Below are 20,153 nucleotides of genomic sequence, written 5' to 3' on the forward strand. Positions count from 1 at the left end.
CCTTTTGCAGAATAGGTTTTTTGATGCTGCGTTGCGGCGCTTCCTTGGGGCGTGATTTTGTGGTATACTCTGGGACAATGCTGCGAACACTTTAATCGATCAAAGCACTGAATTCCCCGACGGTGGCACTGCCTCCGCCGGTTTTTTGTTGTCCCTGAGGGGGCGCCGCGAAAGGATGATTATGAGCAAGAAGAAATACGCTTTCAGCCCGAATGACTTCGTCGTTTATCCCGCCCATGGTGTCGGCAAAATTGTTTCTATCGAAACGCAAGAAGTCGCCGGTTTTGAACTGGAGCTTTTCGTGATTGCCTTCGAGAAAGACAAGATGACGCTGCGGGTGCCGACCGACAAAGCCACTGATGTTGGTATGCGTGCTTTGGCAACACCTGATATCGTCAGCCACGCTATGAAGACACTGCGTGGCAAGGCGAAGGTCAAAAAGGCGATGTGGTCGCGTCGCGCTCAAGAATACGAGCAGAAGATCAACTCCGGCGATTTGATTGCGATTGCCGAGGTTGTCCGCGACCTGCACCGTCTCGATGATCAACGCGAACAGAGCTATTCCGAGCGTCAGCTTTATGAAGCAGCATTGGAACGGCTGACCCGTGAGATTGCGGCAGTTGCTGGCAATGATGAAAACGCAGCAGCAGCAGAAATCGACTCGGTGTTGATGAGCCGCGCTGCCTGATTGACTGCGTCAAAACGCGTTAACGGAAAGCCGCACCAAATGGTGCGGCTTTTGCTTTTGGTCGGTTTCAGAAGTGAAGGGGTGCGCGCAAGCGGCTAAAGCGCCCGCCAGCCGATGTCGGAACGATAAAAGCCCTCGGGCCAATCGACTGTCTGTGCCATCGCGTAAGCCTTTTCGTGCGCTTCGGCCAAACTCGTTCCGCGTCCCGTAACATTCAGCACCCGCCCGCCCGACGCTGTAATCGCATCGCCTGATTTCGCAGTTCCGGCATGAAAAACCATGTGGAAGCTGTCTTCAGGCAAGCTGTCGAGACCTTTGATTACAGTCCCTTTTTCATAGCTGCCCGGATATCCTTTGGCGGCCATGACAACTGTAAGTGCATGATCGTCGGCCCAGTTGACCTGCACTTCATTTAGCCGACCCTCGGCACATGCTTGTAGCAGATCCAGCACCTGCCCACCCAGTCGCATCATCAAGCACTGACATTCCGGATCGCCAAAGCGGACGTTGTATTCGACAAGCCGTGGTTGGCCATTCTTGATCATCAACCCGCAAAAGAGCACGCCTTGAAACGGGGTTCCTCGTTTCCGCATCTCATCCATCGTCGGATGAATGATTTCGTCGAGCGCCTTGTGTGTCACGTCTTCCGTCATCACAGGCGCAGGAGAGTATGCGCCCATGCCGCCTGTATTTGGGCCCGTATCCCCATCAAATGCGCGTTTGTGATCCTGTGCGGTGCCAACCGGCAGAACCGTTTCGCCGTCGCAAAGCACGAAGAAGGATGCCTCTTCTCCGTCCATGAATTCTTCGATGACGACTTCCGCGCCAGCGTCACCAAAGCTGCCGTCGAACATGTCATCAATGGCAGCAAGCGCCTCGTCTTCGGTCATTGCAACGATCACACCTTTGCCTGCTGCAAGCCCGTCAGCTTTGACAACGATCGGTGCGCCTTGCGCCTTGATATAGTCTTTGGCGGCACTGGCGTCGGTAAAGTGCGCGTAGGCCGCAGTCGGTGCGTTGGCAGCATCACAAATGGATTTGGTGAATGACTTTGACGCCTCAAGTCGTGCAGCGGCGGCACTGGGTCCGAACACTGATAATCCTGCGTCTCTCAGACGGTCGGCGACCCCTGCGGCAAGGGGAGCTTCTGGACCGACAATAACGAAATCAATCGCGTTTTCTTCGGCAAAGCTTGCGACGGCATCTCCGTCCAAAATGTTCACGTCAGCACAGTCCGCGATATCCGCGATACCGGCATTACCGGGCGCGACGATCAAACGGTCGCATTTCGGGTTCTGCTTCACTGCCCATGCAAGGCTATGTTCGCGTCCGCCGCTGCCCAAAATCAGGATATTCATAGCTGCCCCCGGTCGTTTGCTTTGTCGCGGTTCTAAGCGGCGATCCTGTGGACCACAAGGCGCTATGGGCTTGGCGCAGTCCTGCCCATGCAGTAGGCTCGGATTGAGGATGAGAACAGTCAAAGAGTAAGGCGATGAAGCCGACGAAATCCGACCGACGGCTGTGGCACAGGCTGGAGGGGTACAGCTTTCATGAAAGACCATTGACCCGATCTTTGGTTGACCGCCTCGTCGAAGAGACCGGGCATTCTGTCGATGTTTGCTATACTTTGGTCGAAGAATATCGCCGCTATATGTATCTTGCAGGCAGTTCATCTGAGCCGCTGTCACCCTCTCCAATTGTCGATCTGGTGTGGCGTATGCATGCCGAAGACAAGAAGGCGTATTACGACGATTTTTGCCCCAGAATCCTGGGCAGAACCCTGTATCGCCCAGAAGGTGAGGCAGCTCCTTTGCCGCTTCAGGATGATCCTGACTATGTGCGGACACTTGAATACTACGCGCAGGAATTCGGGCGACCACAGGTGCAGTATTGGCCTGACCCAGATTATACGCTTGAGCGATTGTCTCACTTTGTCTTCTGGATGATCGCCTTCGCAGCCTTTGTACTTGCGGCGGTATTCAGTTCGTTAATCTTTGCCGCCTTTGGGTTTGCAGTGGTGCTTTCTATCTTGTTCTTGCGGTGGAAGCTCTCTTCGTTGCCACTCAGCAACCAGTCATTCGAAGGAAAGTAAGCTTGGACCTTTTTGATGATCCCGCGGCGGACAACACGCCTGAATTCTCGGTCTCTGAGATTTCTGGTGCCGTCAAAAAGGCCATAGAGGGTGGTTTTGGTCATGTCCGTGTGAGGGGCGAGGTGGGGCGTGTGTCTTTGCCCCGCTCTGGTCATGTCTATCTGGACCTCAAGGACGATCGGTCGGTCTTGGCCGGGGTGATCTGGAAGGGCCGCGCACAGGCGTTGGCGCACCCTCCCGAAGAAGGGATGGAGGTGATCGCTACAGGCAAGCTGACCACCTTCCCCGGGCAGTCGAAGTACCAGATGGTGATCGAGGATATCGCGCCGGCGGGTGCCGGTGCCCTGATGGCGATGCTGGAAAAGCGCAAGGCGCAGCTTGCCGCTGAAGGTTTGTTTGCCGCAGAACGCAAAAAACCGTTGCCGTTCCTGCCGGAGATCATTGGCGTCGTGACGTCACCATCCGGTGCGGTCATCCGAGATATTTTGCACCGCTTGCGCGACCGCTTTCCGCGAAAGGTCTTGGTCTGGCCGGTTGCAGTGCAAGGCGCGAAGTGTGCGCCTGAGGTAGCAGCCGCGATCGAGGGCTTCAATCGCCTCACACCTGGTGGGGCACTGCCACGCCCCGATTTGCTGATCGTGGCACGCGGCGGCGGATCATTGGAGGATCTGTGGGGGTTCAACGAAGAAATAGTGGCACGTGCGGCCGCCGCATCGGATATCCCGCTGATCTCGGCGGTGGGCCACGAGACTGACACGACACTCATTGATTTTGTTTCAGATGTTCGTGCCCCGACACCCACGGCGGCAGCCGAACTCGCAGTGCCGGTCAGAATGGAACTTTTGGCATGGACGGATCAGCAAGGTGCCCGATTAAGCCGCGCACTGACAGCAGGGATCACGCAACGCCAGCAGCGGTTACGGGATCTGGGGCGGGCCTTGCCGCAGGTTGAAAGCCTTGTCGAAGGACCACGCCAGCGTCTCGATTATCTGGCTGAACGCCTGCCTGCCGCCTTGCGGAGCGCCGCAGCCAAGAAGCGTTTGCAGATGTCGGAGGCGGCTTTGCGGCCCGCGATCTTGACGCGGCGGCTGGCCGAAGACCGGCGCAGGCTGGATGCTCTTTCGCAACGACTCGTTCCGGCGCTGGAGCGACGCACAACAGATGCCCGTCGAAATCTCACTCAATCTGCGCGAGGATTACGGACGGAGACGCTGGCGACGCGTCTCGAGCGTCAGTCTGAACGAATGAATGTCGTATTGCAGCGGCTTTCTGATCGCGCGAGCCGTCAGCAAAGCGAACGTCGCGCGCGGCTGGATGCGCTTGAACGTCTGCGTGAGACTTTGGGCTACGTCGAAACTCTTAAGCGCGGTTATGCGGTTGTCCGCGGCGATGGTGCCGTGGTGACGGGCAAGGCAGAGGCGGCGCAAGCAAAGTCACTGGAGATTGAGTTTGCCGATGGCCGGTTGGCGCTTGACCGGGACCCTCAGGGCAAATTGTTCTAAGACGAAAGATCGTTGCAGATCAGCGGATCGTCCCGTTCGGGCAACTCGTAAATGACAGTTGTATTCGGACGCGTCGTGAATTCACCACGCATTCCATGAGGCGTGTCGAAGATCGCCCAGCATTTGTGCTCGGGGTCGCCATCGTACCGAAAACAGATATCGCCTTTGCTTTCAAACCAGACGCCGTAGGCGCACTGGCCGTTGAATGTAGACCATATCACACGGCGGCCCGGCAGGTAGCGCTCGACACCGAAGAGTTCGATGAAGTCGGTGCGAAAGGTAATCGTCCAGTCCGTGACGTATTTTTCAAACTCTTGGGCGCTCATGCGGTCGTCAGCGGCGACAGGACCGGCAAGTGTCAATAGTATCAGAAGCTTACGCATCTCTCCACCTTGCAACACGTGGGTCCATGATTCTGCGCCAGAGCGGTGGCACCAGCGCGATACTTGCCATCAGGGGGAGTGGACGTGGCAACATCGGTGCGTCTACGGGGATGCTGAGTTCTGGGTAGGGCCGGGCAGGGTGCGCGTGGTGGTCCGAGTGGCGTGTCGCGTTGAGCATCAGCGCGGACGAGAACCAATGCGGGCTGTTCCAGCTATGGCGGGCTGAGACTGGCTCGGGTTTGCCGTTCGCGTCCGTCTTGCGGGTCAGCCCGTAGTGCTGGACATAATCGGACATCAGCAGTTGCGACTGTGCATAGGCACAAAGTCCGACGTAGGCGATCAGTGCCTCTATGCCGCCGAGTGCCAGCGCGGCTGCCATGCAAACCACAGCGCCACCGACATAGAGGACATAGGGATTGCGCCAAACTGGGCGGCCGATACGGGCCAGCCGTGCTTTCTCGGCCCGATAGCCTTCGCGGAATGATCCGGTCCATGCCCTGATGATATACCGGTAAAGACTTTCCCCTTTGCGGGAGGTGTTGGGATCGTGCTTGGTGCCAACGTAACGGTGATGGACCAGCACATGTGCAGAGGTGTGATGCCCGAACAACATTGTGGTGTAGGCAAGCATGCCGAGCCGGTGCAGCGTCCTGCTGCCCCGATGGATCAGTTCGTGCGCGTTGGCGTTGCTGACTTGCCCCAGCCAAAGACCTGTCGCAAAGAAAAGTCCCGCTTTTGCCAGCGGGCCCAGGTGATCGCCGGTCAGCGCCCACACCGAAAGTGGAATGATAGCAAATTGGGCCAGTGCAATCACGACAGACAAGATGTCGTCACCATCGCTTTCGCCCGCGGCGCTTTCATGCGTGATCAGCCGATCCAGCAAACTGGTCATTGCCGTCAGATAAACGACCGCAGCCACGACCCATCCGCCACCCCACACTGCGCCGGCCGCGATCATGATCGCAGGAGCCAGTGTTGCAGCGCTGAAAAGCAGGATCGGTTTCTTCATGTTTCGGATAGTTACCACGCGTTTCCGCGAAGTAGAGTACAAATCGCAGTGATGCGCGTATTGGTCACTTTTGGTGTCGCTTTTGCGTGGTTTGGACAGACGTCGCGCAGTATTTTGGCGGCAATCAGGGCGAGGGATCAGCAATGGCATTGGACAACCGAGAGGGCGTTTGGAAATCCGGAAAGGGTAAGGGGCGCCATCGTCCCAAAGGCCGCCAGTTGGACGATCAGGCGTGGTCCGACGTGCAAGCGCTTTTGGCGGACCAACCGCGGCGTCGCGATCTTTTGATCGAGTTTTTGCATCTGATTCAGGATGCTTACGGCCATCTCTCTGCCCCACATCTCCGCGCATTGGCCGAAGAAATGCGCCTGTCTCAGGCCGAGGTCTATGAGGTTGCAACTTTCTATACCCATTTTGATGTGGTGAAAGAGGACGAAACCCCACCGCCTGCGCTGACAATCCGCGTCTGCGATTCGCTTTCCTGTGAATTGGCGGGGGCGCAGCAATTGAAAGCCGCACTTGAGGATGGTCTGGACCCAACGCAGGTTCGCGTGCTGCGTGCGCCGTGTATGGGGCGTTGCGATACGGCCCCCGTGCTGGAACTGGGGCACAACCACATTGACCATGCGACCGTCGAGAAGGTCGAGGCGGCGATTGCGGCGGGCGATACACACGCCCACCTGCCTGACTACCAAACCTATGACGCCTACATGGCTGATGGTGGTTATGTGCAGCTAGAAGCACTGCGCGATGGCGGCGATTGGGAGGCTGTGCAGGACAAGGTGCTGGCCTCAGGTCTGCGTGGGCTTGGTGGGGCCGGTTTCCCCTCGGGTAAGAAATGGGGTTTTGTGCGCGGCAACCCCGGCCCGCGCTATCTGGCCGTGAACGGGGACGAGGGCGAGCCGGGGACGTTCAAGGATCGTTTCTACCTCGAACGCACGCCGCATCTGTTCCTTGAGGGCATGTTGATTGCCGCATGGGCTGTCGAGGCAGAGACCTGCTATATCTACATGCGCGACGAATATCCGGCTGTGCTTGAGATTTTACGTCGTGAAATCAAAGCTTTGGAACAGGCCGGCGTGGTTGCGGAAGGCTACATCGACCTGCGACGAGGGGCAGGAGCCTACATTTGCGGCGAAGAATCTGCGATGATCGAAAGCATTGAGGGCAAGCGCGGCATGCCGCGTCATCGTCCGCCATTTGTGGCGCAAGTGGGGATCTTTGACCGCCCGACACTGGTGCATAATGTCGAGACGTTGCTCTGGGTCGCCCGCGTTGTCCGCGAAGGGCCGGAGGTTCTGAACGCGACCGAGAAGAACGGGCGCAAAGGGTTGCGGTCTTACTCAGTGTCAGGACGCGTCGCCAAACCGGGGGTTTATTTGCTGCCAGCGGGCTCCACGATCATAGACATCATCGACGCAGCGGGCGGAATGGCTGAAGGGCATGCCTTCAAGGCCTATCAGCCGGGTGGGCCGTCTTCGGGGTTACTGCCTGCCACGATCAATGATGTGCCGCTTGATTTTGACACACTGCAACCGCTGGGGACGTTCATTGGCTCTGCGGCTGTTGTCGTACTGTCCGATCAGGACAGTGCGCGCGGTGCGGCGCTCAATATGCTGCGCTTCTTTGAAGACGAAAGCTGCGGTCAATGTACCCCCTGCCGTGTCGGCTGCCAGAAGGCGGTCAAGCTGATGCAGGCGGATGCCTGGGATCAGGGGCTGCTCACCGAGCTTTGCACGGCGATGGCGGATGCCTCGATCTGCGGTCTGGGGCAGGCGGCACCGAACCCGATCAAGCTGGTGATGCAGCACTTTAAGGACGAAATTTGAACGTCATTATAACGGTTTGGGCGCTGATCGGCGGGTCGGCGCTACTGTCGGTGTGGTTCCTTCTGCGCTACTGCTGGCAGGGACCGAGCCTTGCCAAGACGGTGATCAAGACAGGATCAGTCGCGGGGCTGGCACTGGCGGCGCTACTTTTGGGCGGCGTCTCGTGGTTGTTTGCGGCGCTGGCGCTGGCGGCGCTGGGCGACTTCTTTCTGTCGCGCGCGGGCGACAGGGCGTTTTTGGCGGGGCTTGTGTCTTTTGCGCTGGCCCATCTGGCCTATGTCGCGTTGATGCTGGAAACGGGGGCGTCGATGGATGTGAACCTGTTCACCGTGCTGGTGGCGCTTGTTTCGGTCGCGATGGTCTTTGTCCTTTTCCCCCGCGCGGGCGCGTTGCGCTGGCCAGTGGCGGGCTATGTGGCCATCATTGCGGCCATGGGAATGATCGCGGTCAGCCTGCCGATGAGTTTTGTTGTCGCGATGTTTGCGGCCGCTTTGTTCATGGCCTCGGACATCGTTCTCGGACTGGAGCGGTTTGTCTGGCCACCCGCGCACCGCATGGCCCGGGTCGCCCCATTCTTTGTCTGGACCACCTACTGGGGCGCGCAACTGCTCTTTCTCTTCGCATTTGCGATTGAACGATCCCTCTGACCCTTTGCATCTGGCGGTCTTCGGGCTTAGGTGAGGGACAAGACCAGTTGAAAGGCCCGCGCGATGTCGTTTTTCAAGAAAATGAAAGACCGGATGTTCAAATCCTCGTCCAAGATAGACGAAGGATTGGACGCGATCGTGCAGGATGGTGGCGAGGAGGAAGAACTGCGCGAGGAAGAGCTTGCGCAGGCAGTCGCGCCGGTTGAGACCACTTCAGAGCCAGAGCCAGAGCCAGAGCCAGAGCCAGAGCCAGAGCCAGAGCCAGAGCCAGAGCCAGAGCCAGAGCCAGAGCCAGAGCCAGAGCCAGAGCCAACACCCGCTCCGCAGGAAGTGCCCGAACCTGCGCCTGTCGAGGTTCCTCAGCGTGTACCTCAGGAGGTGCCAGAGCCTGCGCCGGTCGAGGTGCCCGACGCTTCGCCAGTCGAGGAGCCTCCGCAGACGCCGGTCACCATGAATGTCGATCTGACCGCTCCGCTGACGGAAGAAACGCCAGCTGCCGAACCTCAGAAGAAGGGTATTTTGGGTCGCCTTTTCGGGGGTGGCGAGGCAAAGACCGTTGTCCGCCGCACGCTGGACGACGACATGCTGGAGCAGTTGGAAGAGCTACTGATCACTGCGGACATGGGCGTGGATACCGCCCTGCGCGTGACGGCGAACATGGCCGAGGGCAACTTTGGCAAGAAGCTGTCAGTGGCCGAGATCAAGGGGCTGATGGCCAAAGAAGTCTCTCGCATCATGGACCCTGTCGCCCGCCCTATGCCGCTTTACGCCAAGCGCCCGCAGGTGGTGCTGGTGGTGGGCGTGAACGGCTCGGGCAAGACGACGACCATCGGCAAGCTGGCAAGCCAGTTCAAAGCGGCGGGCAAATCGGTGGTGATTGCCGCCGGTGACACCTTCCGCGCGGCAGCCGTCGAACAATTGCAGGTCTGGGGAGATCGTGCAGGCGTGCCGGTGCTGACCGCGCCCGAAGGGTCGGACCCCGCGAGCCTTGCCTTTGACGCGATGACCAAGGCGCAAGCCGATGGGGCAGACCTGCTGATGATCGACACCGCAGGGCGGTTGCAGAACCGCGCTGATCTCATGGAGGAACTGGCCAAGATCGTCCGCGTGATCCGCAAGAAAGATCCGGACGCGCCACATAATACCCTGTTGGTTCTGGATGCGACGACGGGGCAGAATGCGGTCAGTCAGGTCAAAGAATTCCAGAAGCTTGCTGATGTCTCGGGCCTTGTGATGACCAAGCTTGATGGTACGGCCAAGGGCGGTGTCCTGGTGGCACTGGCCGACAAATTTGGCCTGCCTATCCACGCGATTGGCGTAGGCGAGCAGATTGACGATCTGGCCCCCTTCGATCCGGAAGAATTTGCCACTGCCCTCGTTGGTCTGGACCGGTAGGGCGCACCATGGCGGTCAGTTGTGGGTGAATGGCTTGTTTCGATTGCCGGCACCCCGCAGGGGGCGCAACTGGCGACTATCCTTGCACTGGTCTCGGCCTTGGCCCATGCGATTTTCGGCGCGCTTCAGAAGGGCCGTTATGACCCCTGGCTGACGCGCGGTGCGATTGACGGCTGGCTTGCGGTCTTGTCTGCCCCGATTGCACTGTTCGTCGTGCCGTGGCCTGATTTGGGCATGGCCTTGCTGCTCGTTGGCGCAATCGCTGTCCATTTTGCCTATAAAGTGACAATGGCACTGGCCTATGAGCGCGCGGCCTATACGGTGGTCTACCCTGTTGTGCGGGGAACGGGTCCACTCGTGACGGTGATCGCAGCGTCAGCTTTCTTCGGCGAGCATTTCACTGGGGTGCAGTGGATCGGGGTGGCGTGCCTTTCGGGGGGTATCCTGCTGCTTGCGGTGCGCAATATCAGTGAAGAGACGCTGGACCCACGCACCCTGAAGCTGGGGCTGATGTGGGCGGCGGTCGGCGGGCTACTGGTGGCGCTTTACACCACCTACGACGCCTATGCGATCCGGCAGTCGCCAGACCCGTTTACGTTTTTGGCGTGGTTTTTCTTTGTGACGGCAATTGATTTCACAGTTTTGGGAGTCGTGCGCTATCGCCGAATGGGGCAAGATCTGGAGCTTGGTCCGTTAATCAGAAAGGGGTTTATTGGCGCGCTGATCGCATGGGTCAGCTTTGGCGGTGTCCTGCTAGCCACCCGCCTCGACAGCGTCGGTGAGGCGGCTGTCTTGCGTGAAACCTCTGTCGTTTTTGCCGCCCTCATTGGATGGTTTATCTTAGGTGAAAAAGTTGGGCCGCGCCGACTGTTTCTGATGTGTCTGGTTGCGCTTGGCGCTGTGATCGTTGAAATGGGCGGGTAAGAGGAAGGCAGACATGGCAGACAAAACGGTCAATCCGGTACTGAAGCAAGTTCTTGAACTTGGGCCAACGCTGGCGTTTTTCCTTATTTATCTGCGCATCCGTGACGAAACTTATGTTTGGGGCGGGACGGAATATACAGGGTTTATCGTATCTGCCCTGATCTTTGTGCCAATCCTGTTGATCGCGATGGGCATCCTCTGGATGCTGACCGGCAAATTGAGCCGAATGCAGGTCTTCACAGCGTTTATGGTGATATTCTTCGGCGGTCTGACAGCCTGGTTCAACGATGAGCGGTTTTTCAAGATGAAGACCTCGATCGTCTATGGTGCAATGGGTGGGTTGCTCGCAATCGGCTTGCTGCGCGGTCAAAGCTATCTTCAGTATGTCATGGAAGAGTTTCTCCCGATGGAACGCGAAGGCTGGATGATCTTCACCAGACGCCTTTGCGCCATGTTCTTTGCGCTGGCGATCGCGAACGAGATCATCTGGCGCACGCAATCAACCGACCTTTGGGTCAAACTTGAGACCTTTGCCTTCCCGGCCGTCCTATTTGTCTTTCTTTGGGTCCAGATTATCGGTTTGCAAAAGTATCTGATTGACGATCCTGAGGCAGACAAAGGCTAGTGCATTTCAGGATAGGGGTGACCAAAACCTGCAGTTTCCTTGTTTTGCGGCCCGCAGTGACCTTGCCTCAATAGGGTCAGTATTCTTTCCGATAGAGCGGGTCTGAACGCGATCCCGATTTCACCTGAGGATGCCCACAGCGCAACGGCATCGACCGGATTTGACAGCACATCAAGCTGGAGTTTGTCGCCACGTTTAACATGGTCCAGTCCGCGAAGTCTGGCACCCGAGCGTGACACATTGACGACCGTTGCGCGTTTTCGCATGCCGCCTGCTTGCACAGGTATCTGGCTGTCAGTTGGATATCGAAACTGGCGATAGTGCATGGCGAACCTTTGCGTAACGGTGCGCCAGACAGACAATCACAAAGAGCCTAAGAATCGGTTAGCGTTATTTGCGAAACAGCTTGTCCTGGGCCGCCTTGTCTTTTCGAAAGTCGCCGCGCTTCTCTGCATGGACCGCACGCCCACGCTTCACGGCAGGTCGCGACCACATCAACTCCAGCCACCGCGCAAGATGTGGCTTATCATCGAGCGTTTGCTGTTGGCCCTCCCAAAGTGATGCCCAGCCCCAGCAGGCGATATCGGCGATCGAGAAGAAATCACCGGCAAGGTAAGCGTGCTGGGCCAACCGACGATCCATGACACCATAAAGCCGTGCTGTTTCGTTCCTGTAACGGTCCTTTGCGTAGGGCAAGTCGTTTGGGGGATCCATGGATGGCGCATATTTCAGAAAGTGGTGTGCTTGCCCCGCCATCGGTCCCAATCCACCCATTTGCCACATCAGCCACTCCTCGACCGCGATCCTTTCCCGCTCGTTTGAGCCATAGAGCTTGCCGGTTTTCCGTGCGAGGTATTGCAGAATGGCACCTGATTCAAAAACTGAGACAGGTTCCCCGTCCGGGCCGTCGTGATCGACGATCGCTGGCATCCGGTTGTTTGGTGAAATCGCCAGAAACTCCGGCTTAAACTGGTCGCCGGCACCGATATTCACCAGATGAACCTCGTAAGGCAGTGCGAGCTCTTCCAAGGCGATTGACGCTTTCCAACCGTTTGGGGTGGGCCAAAAATACAGGTCAATTGGTTTTGTCATCGCTTATCCTCCGCTTCTGCGCCTGACCTTCGCATCTTTTTGATCCTTGGCAAGCCAGCTTGACGAAACCGTGACGGCGGCGTATGCGGTTTGGCGTGGCGATTTGTTACCGGATTGCGGGCCACGTTAAAAATGCCGCTAAAGAGGGTTCAAGGCGATACGACCTCGATACCTTTGGCCGGTGTCGGGGTTTTTTTGTGCGCCAAGATGGCGTGAGGACTGAACATGAAGACGTGGAAGAAACGCACCAAAGCCGTACACGCAGGCATCCGCCGCAGCCAATACAATGAGGTGAGCGAGGCGATCTATCTCACTCAGGGCTTTGTGTACGACACGGCCGAGGACGCCGAAGCGCGGTTCATCAAATCTGGTGAAGATGAATTCATCTATGCCCGTTACGGAAACCCCACCATCGCGATGTTCGAGGACCGGATCGCTGCCCTAGAGGGTGCCGAAGATGGTTTCGCAACTGCTTCTGGTATGGCGGCCGTGAATGGTGCGCTGACGTCCATGCTGAAAGCGGGGGATCATGTTGTGTCGGCCCGCGCGCTCTTCGGGTCCTGTCTTTATATTCTGGAAGAGGTGCTGACGCGCTACGGCGTCGAGGTGACATTTGTCGACGGCACTGATCTGGCCGCGTGGGAGGCCGCAATCCGGCCTGATACCAAAGTTGTCTTTTTCGAAAGCATCTCGAACCCGACGCTTGAGGTTATCGACATCAAGGAAGTCTCGGAACTGGCCCATGCGGTTGGGGCGACGGTTGTCGTAGATAATGTCTTTGCGACACCTGTTTTCTCGGATGCACTGGCGCAGGGCGCAGATGTGGTTGTCTATTCAGCGACCAAGCACATCGACGGTCAGGGGCGCGCATTAGGTGGGGTGATCCTCGGCACGCGCGAATTTATCCGCGGGACAGTTGAGCCTTACATGAAGCATACTGGCGGTTCGATGTCACCGTTCACGGCTTGGATGATGCTGAAGGGACTGGAGACAATCGATTTGCGTGTCCGCGCGCAAGCCACCTCGGCGCAGGTGATCGCAGAAGGGTTGGAAGCTGATGAAACGCTGAAAAACGTGATCTATCCTGGCCTCGTCTCGCATCCGCAAAATGCGCTGGTGCAAGTTCAAATGGGGAAAGGGGGCACAGTTCTGGCCATTGATGCTGGCACGCAAGCGAAAGCATTCAAGTTGCTGAATGCCCTCGAAATCTGGACAATCTCAAATAATCTGGGCGACGCAAAATCGATCGCAACCCACCCTGCGACAACCACGCATCAACGCTTGTCTGACGAGACAAAGGCGACGCTCGGCATCACACCCGGATTGATCCGGTTGAGCGTCGGACTCGAGGACAGCGGCGATCTGCTGGAGGACCTCCGCACGGCGATTGCGTCTCTCTGAAGTCGCTTCCAAAGGGTGACGCAGGCTTCAAAAGCTGTTTAGCTGCGGGCGGCGCTGACGGATGGGAGGCCGCCTGCATGACTGATCCAAGGTCCGACCTAAAGCGTATCTATCAGGAAATCGTTGGAAAATCCGATGACGACCCCCATGTGATGGGGGTGCCTGATGGGAAAAAGGGGGGCGCTGCCTTGAATATCCACTCACCGGACATGAATCGTGAACCGACCCGTGCAGAAGCAGAAGCCGCGCTGGCCTTGCTGCGGCGTTGGGCACATGACGTCACCCCGGAAGAAGTCGCGACGCTTGATCCTCTCGTCTCCCGTTTGATCCCTGGGCAGGAAATTTCAAATTACCCCGCACTTGCCCGTGCTTACCCCGAGGATTTCGAGGTCGACGAGATTTACAAGGCCTCGATGCCCGATCTGCAGAACGGTCCGTCAAGCCTGATCCGTGGTGCGCAACAGCAAATCCAGCATGTCGGCATTTCAAACTTCCGTCTGCCGATCCGGTTTCACACGCGCGACAACGGCGATCTGACGCTTGAGACATCTGTCACTGGCACGGTCTCTCTTGAAGCAGAAAAAAAGGGCATCAACATGTCCCGCATCATGCGGACATTCTACAAACATGCTGAAGAGACTTTCAGTTTCGACGTCATCGAACGCGCGCTTGATGCCTATAAATCTGACCTCGAAAGCTTTGACGCACGCATTCAAATGCGCTTCAGCTTTCCGATGAAAGTTGAAAGCCTCCGGTCCGGTCTCTCAGGCTACCAATACTATGACATTGCGCTCGAATTGGTCGAGCGGGATGGGGTTCGCAAAAAGATCATCCATCTGGACTATGTCTATTCTTCAACGTGCCCGTGCTCGCTTGAATTGTCTGAACATGCCCGCCAATTCCGCGGTCAGTTGGCGACTCCGCATTCGCAGCGCTCCGTCGCGCGCATTTCGGTCTTGTTGGAAGATGGTGCAGACCTGCTCTGGTTTGAGGATTTGATCGACCGTGCGCGTGCTGCCGTTCCGACCGAAACGCAAGTGATGGTCAAACGCGAGGACGAACAGGCCTTTGCAGAGCTGAACGCCGCCAACCCGATCTTTGTCGAGGATGCGGCGCGTCTCTTCACAGAACAGTTGCAGCTGGACGAGCGGATTTCAGACTTCCGTGTGATCGCAAGCCATCAGGAAAGCCTGCACAGCCACGATGCGGTTTCGGTCCTGACCGAAGGCGAGACCTTTGCGTCCGAGAGCCTTGATCCGCGCCTGTTCCAGTCGCTCTTCCACGTGGGATAAGACATGCAAAAGCAGGTTGACGCGATGCCGCGCGGCCTGCGCTTTTCTGAGATCATCGTTCTGATCCTCGTGCTGTCAGCCGTCGGGCTAACCTACGAGATTGCTGCAGGCCGCGTGCTTGCGCCTTTTTTTGGCACCTCGCTCCTGACATGGACAACCGTCATTGCCGTGGTGCTTGCCGGATTCTCACTGGGCAGTGCGCTTGGCGGGCTGATTGCGGAAAAGCCTTATGCCGCCGCTCGCCGCGACGTCCGCAATGCGCTGATTGCATCAGCCGTTCTGATGACGGTGTCGCCGACCTTTCTGGGCGTTTTGGATGCCATTGGCCTGCGCGGCACAGGCGGTATGGTGGTGAGCGTCATTCTGGTCTTTTTCCCCGCTTCGGTCTGTATCACCCTGCCATCGCCATTTCTGGCAAAGCTCGCAGTGGAGGCACGACCGGGGCGTGAGGGATCGTCGCTCGGTCTTGTCCTTGCTGCAGGGTCGGTGGGTGCGATCTTCGGGGCCGTGCTGGCCGGATTTCTGCTGCTCCCCCTGATCGGGTCGACGGCGACATTTGCCGCATGTGGGTTGATTGCCCTCCTGTGCCTCTTGTTCCTGCGGCGTGGCGGCAATGAAGGTGACGCGCCGGAGACATCCGAAACTGTGATCAGCCTTGCAGCCGTCGGTCTGGTGGGGGTTGCCGGGTTCGCCGGGACGCCTGTGTGTCAATACGAGTCTGGCCTGTCCTGCCTGCATGTCGTCACCCGCGACGGTGCGGTGAGGCTGTATTCGGACGGGACAACACAGGCGGCCGAGGACGTCATACCAGATCCCGAAAGCCCGCTTGCCTTGTCATACACGCAGTGGATCTGGGACAGGTTGGACGCCGATCTCGGGGCCTCACCTGCGGTCTTGTTTGTCGGCGGTGGCGGGTACAGCCTGCCCACGCAACTTGTTGAGGCGCGCCCCGGTGCATCGGCTGTGGCGGTCGAAATCGACCCGCTGGTCACGCAGGTTGTGCGCGATAACCTGCCGCGCGCCTCCGCGACTTTGATGGAGGCGGTGTTTGAGACTGGCCTGGACCAAGACAATGGGCGCCTGAACGTCGTGCATGCTGATGGACGGGTCTACCTCAACGAAACCGACAAGCGCTTTGATGCAGCGGTGATGGACGCGTTTTCGTCAGGCTCTGTGCCCGCCCACCTTGCGACGCTCGAGACATATGAGCGGTTGCGCGAGATTGTTGCGGGGCCTGTCTATGTCAATCTGATTGACCGTCCCGACGGGTCGTTGGTGCGCGGCGTGCATGCGATCCTGACGTCGGTCTATCCGCATGTCATCGCGATCGAAGGACCGACCGGACGGAGCGGTCGGGCTAACGTGGTTCTTGCTGCATCGCCTGTGCCCTTCGTGGAAATGGACAAGCTGCCGGAAGGATATGGCACCACGACTGTGTCTGCCGCGCGCGCTTTTACCGATGACCGCGGGTGGGTCGGTCACCGCTAGCAGGAAACGGCGTCATGCCATTTCGGGGACCTTCGCCGCCGATGCGTAACAGCCGAGCACCAGATCCCAACCGTGCAGATAGCTTGTGCTGACCGCATCTGCGGTTGGCCCCAGTATCTCGAAACCGCCGTGAGTCAGATCGCAACGTGTTCCGGCCTCAGTCTGCGTGAATGTGACCTCGACCACCGTGGCTTCGCTTTCGTTTCGGCCAGGATACCATGAAAATGCCAGATATCTTCCGTGGTCGTACGCGATCAACTTGCCCCAAATGGCCATCTCGCCGTCTTCACCAGTTTCTGTGATTGGCTCGCCCTTATGTTTGGGAAAAGTCAGTTTCGATTTCGGCCCTTTGACGGAATGCGAAGACTTGGGCCACCAAGTGTCCATGTCTCTTGTAAAAAGCTCAAACGCTTCTGGCGCCGAGAGTGGTACGGTCAGTGATTTCTTGATGGGATCGTTCATTTAGATCCTCCTTTCGCTTTTTCGCGTGCCGCGCGCTCAAACGCCCCAAGAGCATCGTCCCAGAGCGTATCGAGGTAACGGCGAAGCTGATCTACGCCTTCTGGCGCAATGAAATAGAGACGACGGTTGCCTTGTGGTGTGACATTCAGCAGTCCGGCATCGGACAGCACGCGCAGGTGTTGGCTGACAGCGGGTCGACTGACTGCCATATCGGCGGCAATAGCCGAAACGGGCAGGGGGCCGCCGCGTAGGCGGTTGATGATTTCGCGCCGTGTCGGGTCGGCCAATGCCGTGATTGCATCTTCGTAATCCATGACTTACCGTAAGTCATCACTTACGATTCGTCAAAGGTTTCGTTGGTGCCCTTGAAGCCCCTGACGGCAAACCCTAAGACTCTGTCAGGATAAATGAAATAGGACGGTTCCGTCCGAAGCAGAGGCAGACAATATGCAAGATCCCGTCGAGACCTACATGAACCTTGTCCCAATGGTCGTTGAACAGACCGCACGGGGTGAACGCGCCTACGATATTTTCTCACGCCTCCTGAAAGAGCGGATCATTTTCGTGAATGGTCCTGTGCATGACGGGATGAGCCAGTTGATTGTGGCACAGCTGTTGCATCTGGAATCGGAGAATCCGAAGAAAGAGATCAGTATGTATATCAACAGCCCCGGTGGTGTCGTGACCTCCGGTCTGTCGATCTATGACACAATGCAATACATTCGCCCCAAGGTCAGCACGCTGGTGATCGGTCAGGCGGCCTCCATGGGTTCGCTCTTGCTGACAGCTGGCCATGAAGGAATGCGCTTCTCTCTGCCAAACAGCCGCGTGATGGTGCATCAGCCTTCTGGTGGTTATCAGGGGCAGGCAACGGACATCATGATCCATGCTGCCGAAACGCAGAAGCTCAAGACACGGTTGAACGAAATCTACGTCAAGCACACCGGCAACAGCCTCAAGAAGGTTGAGGCGGCTTTGGAGCGGGACAACTTCATGTCTCCTGAAGAGGCCAAGGAATGGGGTCTGATTGACGAGATCGTGGAAAACCGGACGAAAGCCGAAGATTGATCCTGCGACATAGTTTCTTGTTGAGCAAAGGCGGCCTTAATGCCGCCTTTGTCTTTTGATAGGTATCACGCGAAAACGGGCGTGCCTGATGGCCCTGTTTTTCGTGATGAACACAAGGTCATTTTGACATTGTGGACATTGGCGGGCTGTCCTACTGTTGGGATAGTCGAAAAGAGATGTTGATTGGACGCACGTCCGAGAGGTTTGAGATGGCGAATTCTGGCAGCGGCGACGGGAAAAATACCCTCTATTGCAGTTTCTGCGGTAAGAGCCAGCATGAGGTGCGTAAGCTGATTGCAGGGCCAACCGTATTCATTTGTGATGAGTGCGTCGAACTCTGCATGGACATTATCCGGGAAGAAACAAAAACCGCTGGCCTGAAAGCTGGCGATGGTGTTCCGACTCCGACAGAGATTTGCCAGGTGCTTGATGACTATGTGATCGGGCAGATGCATGCCAAACGAGTTCTCTCAGTGGCGGTGCACAACCATTACAAACGCCTCAACCATGCCGAAAAGTCCGATATCGAACTTGCGAAATCGAACATTATGCTGATCGGCCCGACCGGCTGCGGCAAGACTTTGCTGGCGCAAACGCTCGCACGGATTCTGGACGTCCCATTTACGATGGCGGATGCAACGACGCTGACAGAAGCGGGATATGTGGGGGAGGATGTCGAGAATATCATCCTCAAGCTGCTTCAGGCATCAGAGTATAATGTTGAGCGTGCGCAGCGCGGCATCGTCTATATCGACGAGGTCGACAAGATTACGCGCAAGTCAGACAATCCCTCCATCACCCGCGATGTCTCTGGCGAAGGTGTTCAGCAGGCATTGCTGAAAATCATGGAAGGCACTGTGGCGTCAGTTCCACCGCAGGGGGGGCGCAAGCACCCGCAGCAGGAATTCCTGCAAGTGGATACGACAAACATCCTCTTCATTTGCGGCGGTGCCTTCGCTGGTCTGGACAAGATCATCGCCCAGCGTGGCAAGGGTTCGGCCATGGGCTTTGGCGCTGACGTGCGCGAAGATGATGACCGTGGAATTGGTGAAATCTTCAAGGATCTTGAGCCTGAAGACCTGCTGAAGTTCGGCCTGATCCCAGAATTCGTCGGCCGTCTGCCAGTTATCGCGACACTGACAGATCTGGACGAAGATGCGCTCATCACCATCCTGACGCAGCCAAAGAACGCATTGGTCAAGCAATACCAACGCCTTTTCGAGCTTGAAAACACCAAGTTGACGTTCACCGAAGATGCGCTTGGCGCGATTGCGAAACGCGCGATCGAGCGCAAGACGGGCGCACGTGGTCTGCGGTCGATCATGGAAGATATCTTGCTGGATACGATGTTCGACCTGCCTGGTATGGATACTGTGACAGAGGTGGTTGTGAATGAAGAGGCGGTGACGTCTGACGTTGCGCCGCTGATGATCCACGACGAAGGCAAGAAGAAAGAGCCTGCAACCGCGAGCTAGTGATGAATTTGGGTCCCGCGACACCGATTTTTCGTATCTTTGACGAAGAACGGGCGCGGGATTTCTACATCCGCTGGCTGGGCTTCGATCTGCAATTCGAACATCGTTTTGGTCCAGACATGCCTCTCTATCTGGGGCTGGAACGCGACGATTTTGTGCTGCATCTGTCGGAGCATTATGGCGACACGACACCAGGCACGCGTGTCCGGGTGCGGTGTGAAGACCTTGCTGCGCTTCATGCGGCGCTTGCCGCACGCCCGCAAAAGAACCTGCGCCTTGGATCACCACAAGAGCAGCCTTGGGGTGATCTGCAGCTGACCGTGCTGGACCCCTTCGGTAACCGGCTCACGTTTTATCAGGAGGCCATATGACCGTCCGCCATATCTCCACTGGATCGCCATTCGAGGATCAAATCGGCTACAGTCGCGCTGTGGTCGCAGACGGTTGGGTCTTCGTCGCAGGCACCACAGGCTACGACTACACCACCATGACAATGCCTGAGACGATTGAAGAGCAGTGCCGCAATACGCTTGCAACAATCGGCAAGGCTTTAGAGGATGCCGGCAGCCATCTCGACCACGTGGTGCGGGTGAATTACATCTTGCCAGACAAATCGGAATGGCCGAAGTGTTGGCCAATCACTTCGGACGTTTTCGCTAGGGCCCGTCCAGCAGCAACGATGATATGCGCCGAACTTCAAAACGCGGAAATGAAGATCGAGATCGAAGTGACTGCGCGGCTTCCCGCCTGAGCCTACTGGACCTTTTGGCTCTCTTGGTGC

Annotated in this window: 22 protein-coding genes and 1 riboswitch; of the genes, 15 read left to right on the forward strand and 7 right to left on the reverse strand. The window is 57.4% G+C overall.

Features of this window, described 5'->3' with window-relative positions:
* The first annotated feature begins 181 nt into the window (after positions 1-181).
* A complete protein-coding gene (locus BM316_RS03340; protein ID WP_090207453.1) occupies positions 182-688 on the forward strand; it encodes a CarD family transcriptional regulator in 507 nt (168 codons plus the stop codon).
* A gap of 95 nt (positions 689-783) precedes the next feature.
* On the opposite strand, the gene purD is transcribed toward BM316_RS03340, so the two are convergent.
* Entirely contained in the window at positions 784-2,046 is a 1,263-nt protein-coding gene (gene purD, locus BM316_RS03345; RefSeq protein ID WP_090203966.1) for a phosphoribosylamine--glycine ligase, read from the reverse strand.
* A gap of 134 nt (positions 2,047-2,180) precedes the next feature.
* On the opposite strand from purD, the gene BM316_RS03350 reads away from it, so the two are divergent.
* Together BM316_RS03350 and xseA are read left to right on the forward strand one after the other, a co-directional pair.
* Positions 2,181-2,780, forward strand: a complete 600-nt coding sequence (locus BM316_RS03350; protein WP_131802536.1) for a hypothetical protein — start codon at positions 2,181-2,183, stop codon at positions 2,778-2,780.
* 2 nt (positions 2,781-2,782) lie between these two features.
* Positions 2,783-4,282 (forward strand): exodeoxyribonuclease VII large subunit, encoded by a 1,500-nt coding sequence (xseA, locus tag BM316_RS03355; RefSeq protein WP_090203971.1) that lies wholly within the window; start codon positions 2,783-2,785, stop codon positions 4,280-4,282.
* On the opposite strand, the gene BM316_RS03360 is transcribed toward xseA, so the two are convergent.
* Entirely contained in the window at positions 4,279-4,665 is a 387-nt protein-coding gene (locus tag BM316_RS03360; protein ID WP_090203974.1) for a hypothetical protein, read from the reverse strand. The two genes, xseA and BM316_RS03360, sit on opposite strands and share 4 nt — an antisense overlap.
* Positions 4,658-5,674 (reverse strand): alkane 1-monooxygenase, encoded by a 1,017-nt coding sequence (locus BM316_RS03365; protein WP_207493614.1) that lies wholly within the window; start codon positions 5,672-5,674, stop codon positions 4,658-4,660. Before BM316_RS03365 ends, BM316_RS03360 begins: the two co-directional genes overlap by 8 nt.
* Positions 5,675-5,817: 143 nt before the next feature.
* Here BM316_RS03365 and BM316_RS03370 point away from each other — a divergent pair, with 143 nt between their 5' ends.
* From BM316_RS03370 to BM316_RS03390, 5 genes are all read left to right on the forward strand, one after another.
* Entirely contained in the window at positions 5,818-7,503 is a 1,686-nt protein-coding gene (locus tag BM316_RS03370) for an NAD(P)H-dependent oxidoreductase subunit E (protein WP_090207458.1), read from the forward strand.
* The gene (locus BM316_RS03375) at positions 7,500-8,150 is read left to right on the forward strand and encodes a lysoplasmalogenase family protein (protein WP_090203976.1); all 651 of its coding nucleotides are present in this window, start codon (positions 7,500-7,502) and stop codon (positions 8,148-8,150) included. The genes BM316_RS03370 and BM316_RS03375 overlap by 4 nt, the downstream gene beginning before the upstream one ends.
* Positions 8,151-8,213: 63 nt before the next feature.
* The gene (gene ftsY / locus BM316_RS03380; protein ID WP_090203979.1) at positions 8,214-9,545 is read left to right on the forward strand and encodes a signal recognition particle-docking protein FtsY; all 1,332 of its coding nucleotides are present in this window, start codon (positions 8,214-8,216) and stop codon (positions 9,543-9,545) included.
* Positions 9,546-9,566: 21 nt separating this feature from the next.
* A complete protein-coding gene (locus BM316_RS03385; RefSeq protein ID WP_090203982.1) occupies positions 9,567-10,469 on the forward strand; it encodes an EamA family transporter in 903 nt (300 codons plus the stop codon).
* Between the two features lie 13 nt (positions 10,470-10,482).
* Positions 10,483-11,094, forward strand: coding sequence for an inner membrane-spanning protein YciB (locus BM316_RS03390; RefSeq protein ID WP_090203985.1), 612 nt, complete (start codon positions 10,483-10,485; stop codon positions 11,092-11,094).
* Here BM316_RS03390 and BM316_RS03395 read toward each other — a convergent pair.
* Entirely contained in the window at positions 11,091-11,360 is a 270-nt protein-coding gene (locus BM316_RS03395; RefSeq protein WP_131802537.1) for a hypothetical protein, read from the reverse strand. The genes BM316_RS03390 and BM316_RS03395 overlap by 4 nt on opposite strands.
* A gap of 124 nt (positions 11,361-11,484) precedes the next feature.
* Positions 11,485-12,186, reverse strand: a complete 702-nt coding sequence (locus BM316_RS03400; RefSeq protein WP_090203991.1) for a glutathione S-transferase N-terminal domain-containing protein — start codon at positions 12,184-12,186, stop codon at positions 11,485-11,487.
* An 85-nt stretch (positions 12,187-12,271) separates the two neighbouring features.
* Positions 12,272-12,349, forward strand: a riboswitch (SAM riboswitch).
* Between the two features lie 62 nt (positions 12,350-12,411).
* Here BM316_RS03400 and metZ point away from each other — a divergent pair.
* From metZ to BM316_RS03415, 3 genes are all read left to right on the forward strand, one after another.
* The gene (gene metZ, locus BM316_RS03405; RefSeq protein WP_090203994.1) at positions 12,412-13,587 is read left to right on the forward strand and encodes an O-succinylhomoserine sulfhydrylase; all 1,176 of its coding nucleotides are present in this window, start codon (positions 12,412-12,414) and stop codon (positions 13,585-13,587) included.
* A gap of 188 nt (positions 13,588-13,775) precedes the next feature.
* On the forward strand, positions 13,776-14,879 hold the full coding sequence (gene folE2, locus BM316_RS03410) for a GTP cyclohydrolase FolE2 (protein WP_207493657.1): 1,104 nt from the start codon (positions 13,776-13,778) through the stop codon (positions 14,877-14,879).
* A 3-nt stretch (positions 14,880-14,882) separates the two neighbouring features.
* Positions 14,883-16,367, forward strand: coding sequence for a fused MFS/spermidine synthase (locus tag BM316_RS03415; RefSeq protein WP_242649731.1), 1,485 nt, complete (start codon positions 14,883-14,885; stop codon positions 16,365-16,367).
* A 12-nt stretch (positions 16,368-16,379) separates the two neighbouring features.
* Here BM316_RS03415 and BM316_RS03420 read toward each other — a convergent pair whose 3' ends face one another.
* Together BM316_RS03420 and BM316_RS03425 are read right to left on the reverse strand one after the other, a co-directional pair.
* Positions 16,380-16,829 (reverse strand): SRPBCC domain-containing protein, encoded by a 450-nt coding sequence (locus tag BM316_RS03420; protein ID WP_090203997.1) that lies wholly within the window; start codon positions 16,827-16,829, stop codon positions 16,380-16,382.
* Positions 16,826-17,143, reverse strand: coding sequence for an ArsR/SmtB family transcription factor (locus BM316_RS03425; protein WP_110577545.1), 318 nt, complete (start codon positions 17,141-17,143; stop codon positions 16,826-16,828). The genes BM316_RS03420 and BM316_RS03425 overlap by 4 nt, the downstream gene beginning before the upstream one ends.
* Positions 17,144-17,276: 133 nt before the next feature.
* Between BM316_RS03425 and BM316_RS03430 the strand changes: the two genes are divergently transcribed.
* From BM316_RS03430 to BM316_RS03445, 4 genes are all read left to right on the forward strand, one after another.
* A complete protein-coding gene (locus BM316_RS03430) occupies positions 17,277-17,897 on the forward strand; it encodes an ATP-dependent Clp protease proteolytic subunit (protein ID WP_090204000.1) in 621 nt (206 codons plus the stop codon).
* A 209-nt stretch (positions 17,898-18,106) separates the two neighbouring features.
* A complete protein-coding gene (clpX, locus tag BM316_RS03435) occupies positions 18,107-19,372 on the forward strand; it encodes an ATP-dependent Clp protease ATP-binding subunit ClpX (RefSeq protein ID WP_090207466.1) in 1,266 nt (421 codons plus the stop codon).
* A 2-nt stretch (positions 19,373-19,374) separates the two neighbouring features.
* Positions 19,375-19,743 (forward strand): glyoxalase superfamily protein, encoded by a 369-nt coding sequence (locus BM316_RS03440; protein ID WP_090204002.1) that lies wholly within the window; start codon positions 19,375-19,377, stop codon positions 19,741-19,743.
* Entirely contained in the window at positions 19,740-20,123 is a 384-nt protein-coding gene (locus tag BM316_RS03445; protein WP_090204004.1) for a RidA family protein, read from the forward strand. Before BM316_RS03440 ends, BM316_RS03445 begins: the two co-directional genes overlap by 4 nt.
* Positions 20,124-20,153: the final 30 nt, after the last annotated feature.

Source organism: Yoonia litorea (assembly GCF_900114675.1).
Taxonomy (GTDB): Bacteria; Pseudomonadota; Alphaproteobacteria; order Rhodobacterales; family Rhodobacteraceae; genus Yoonia; species Yoonia litorea.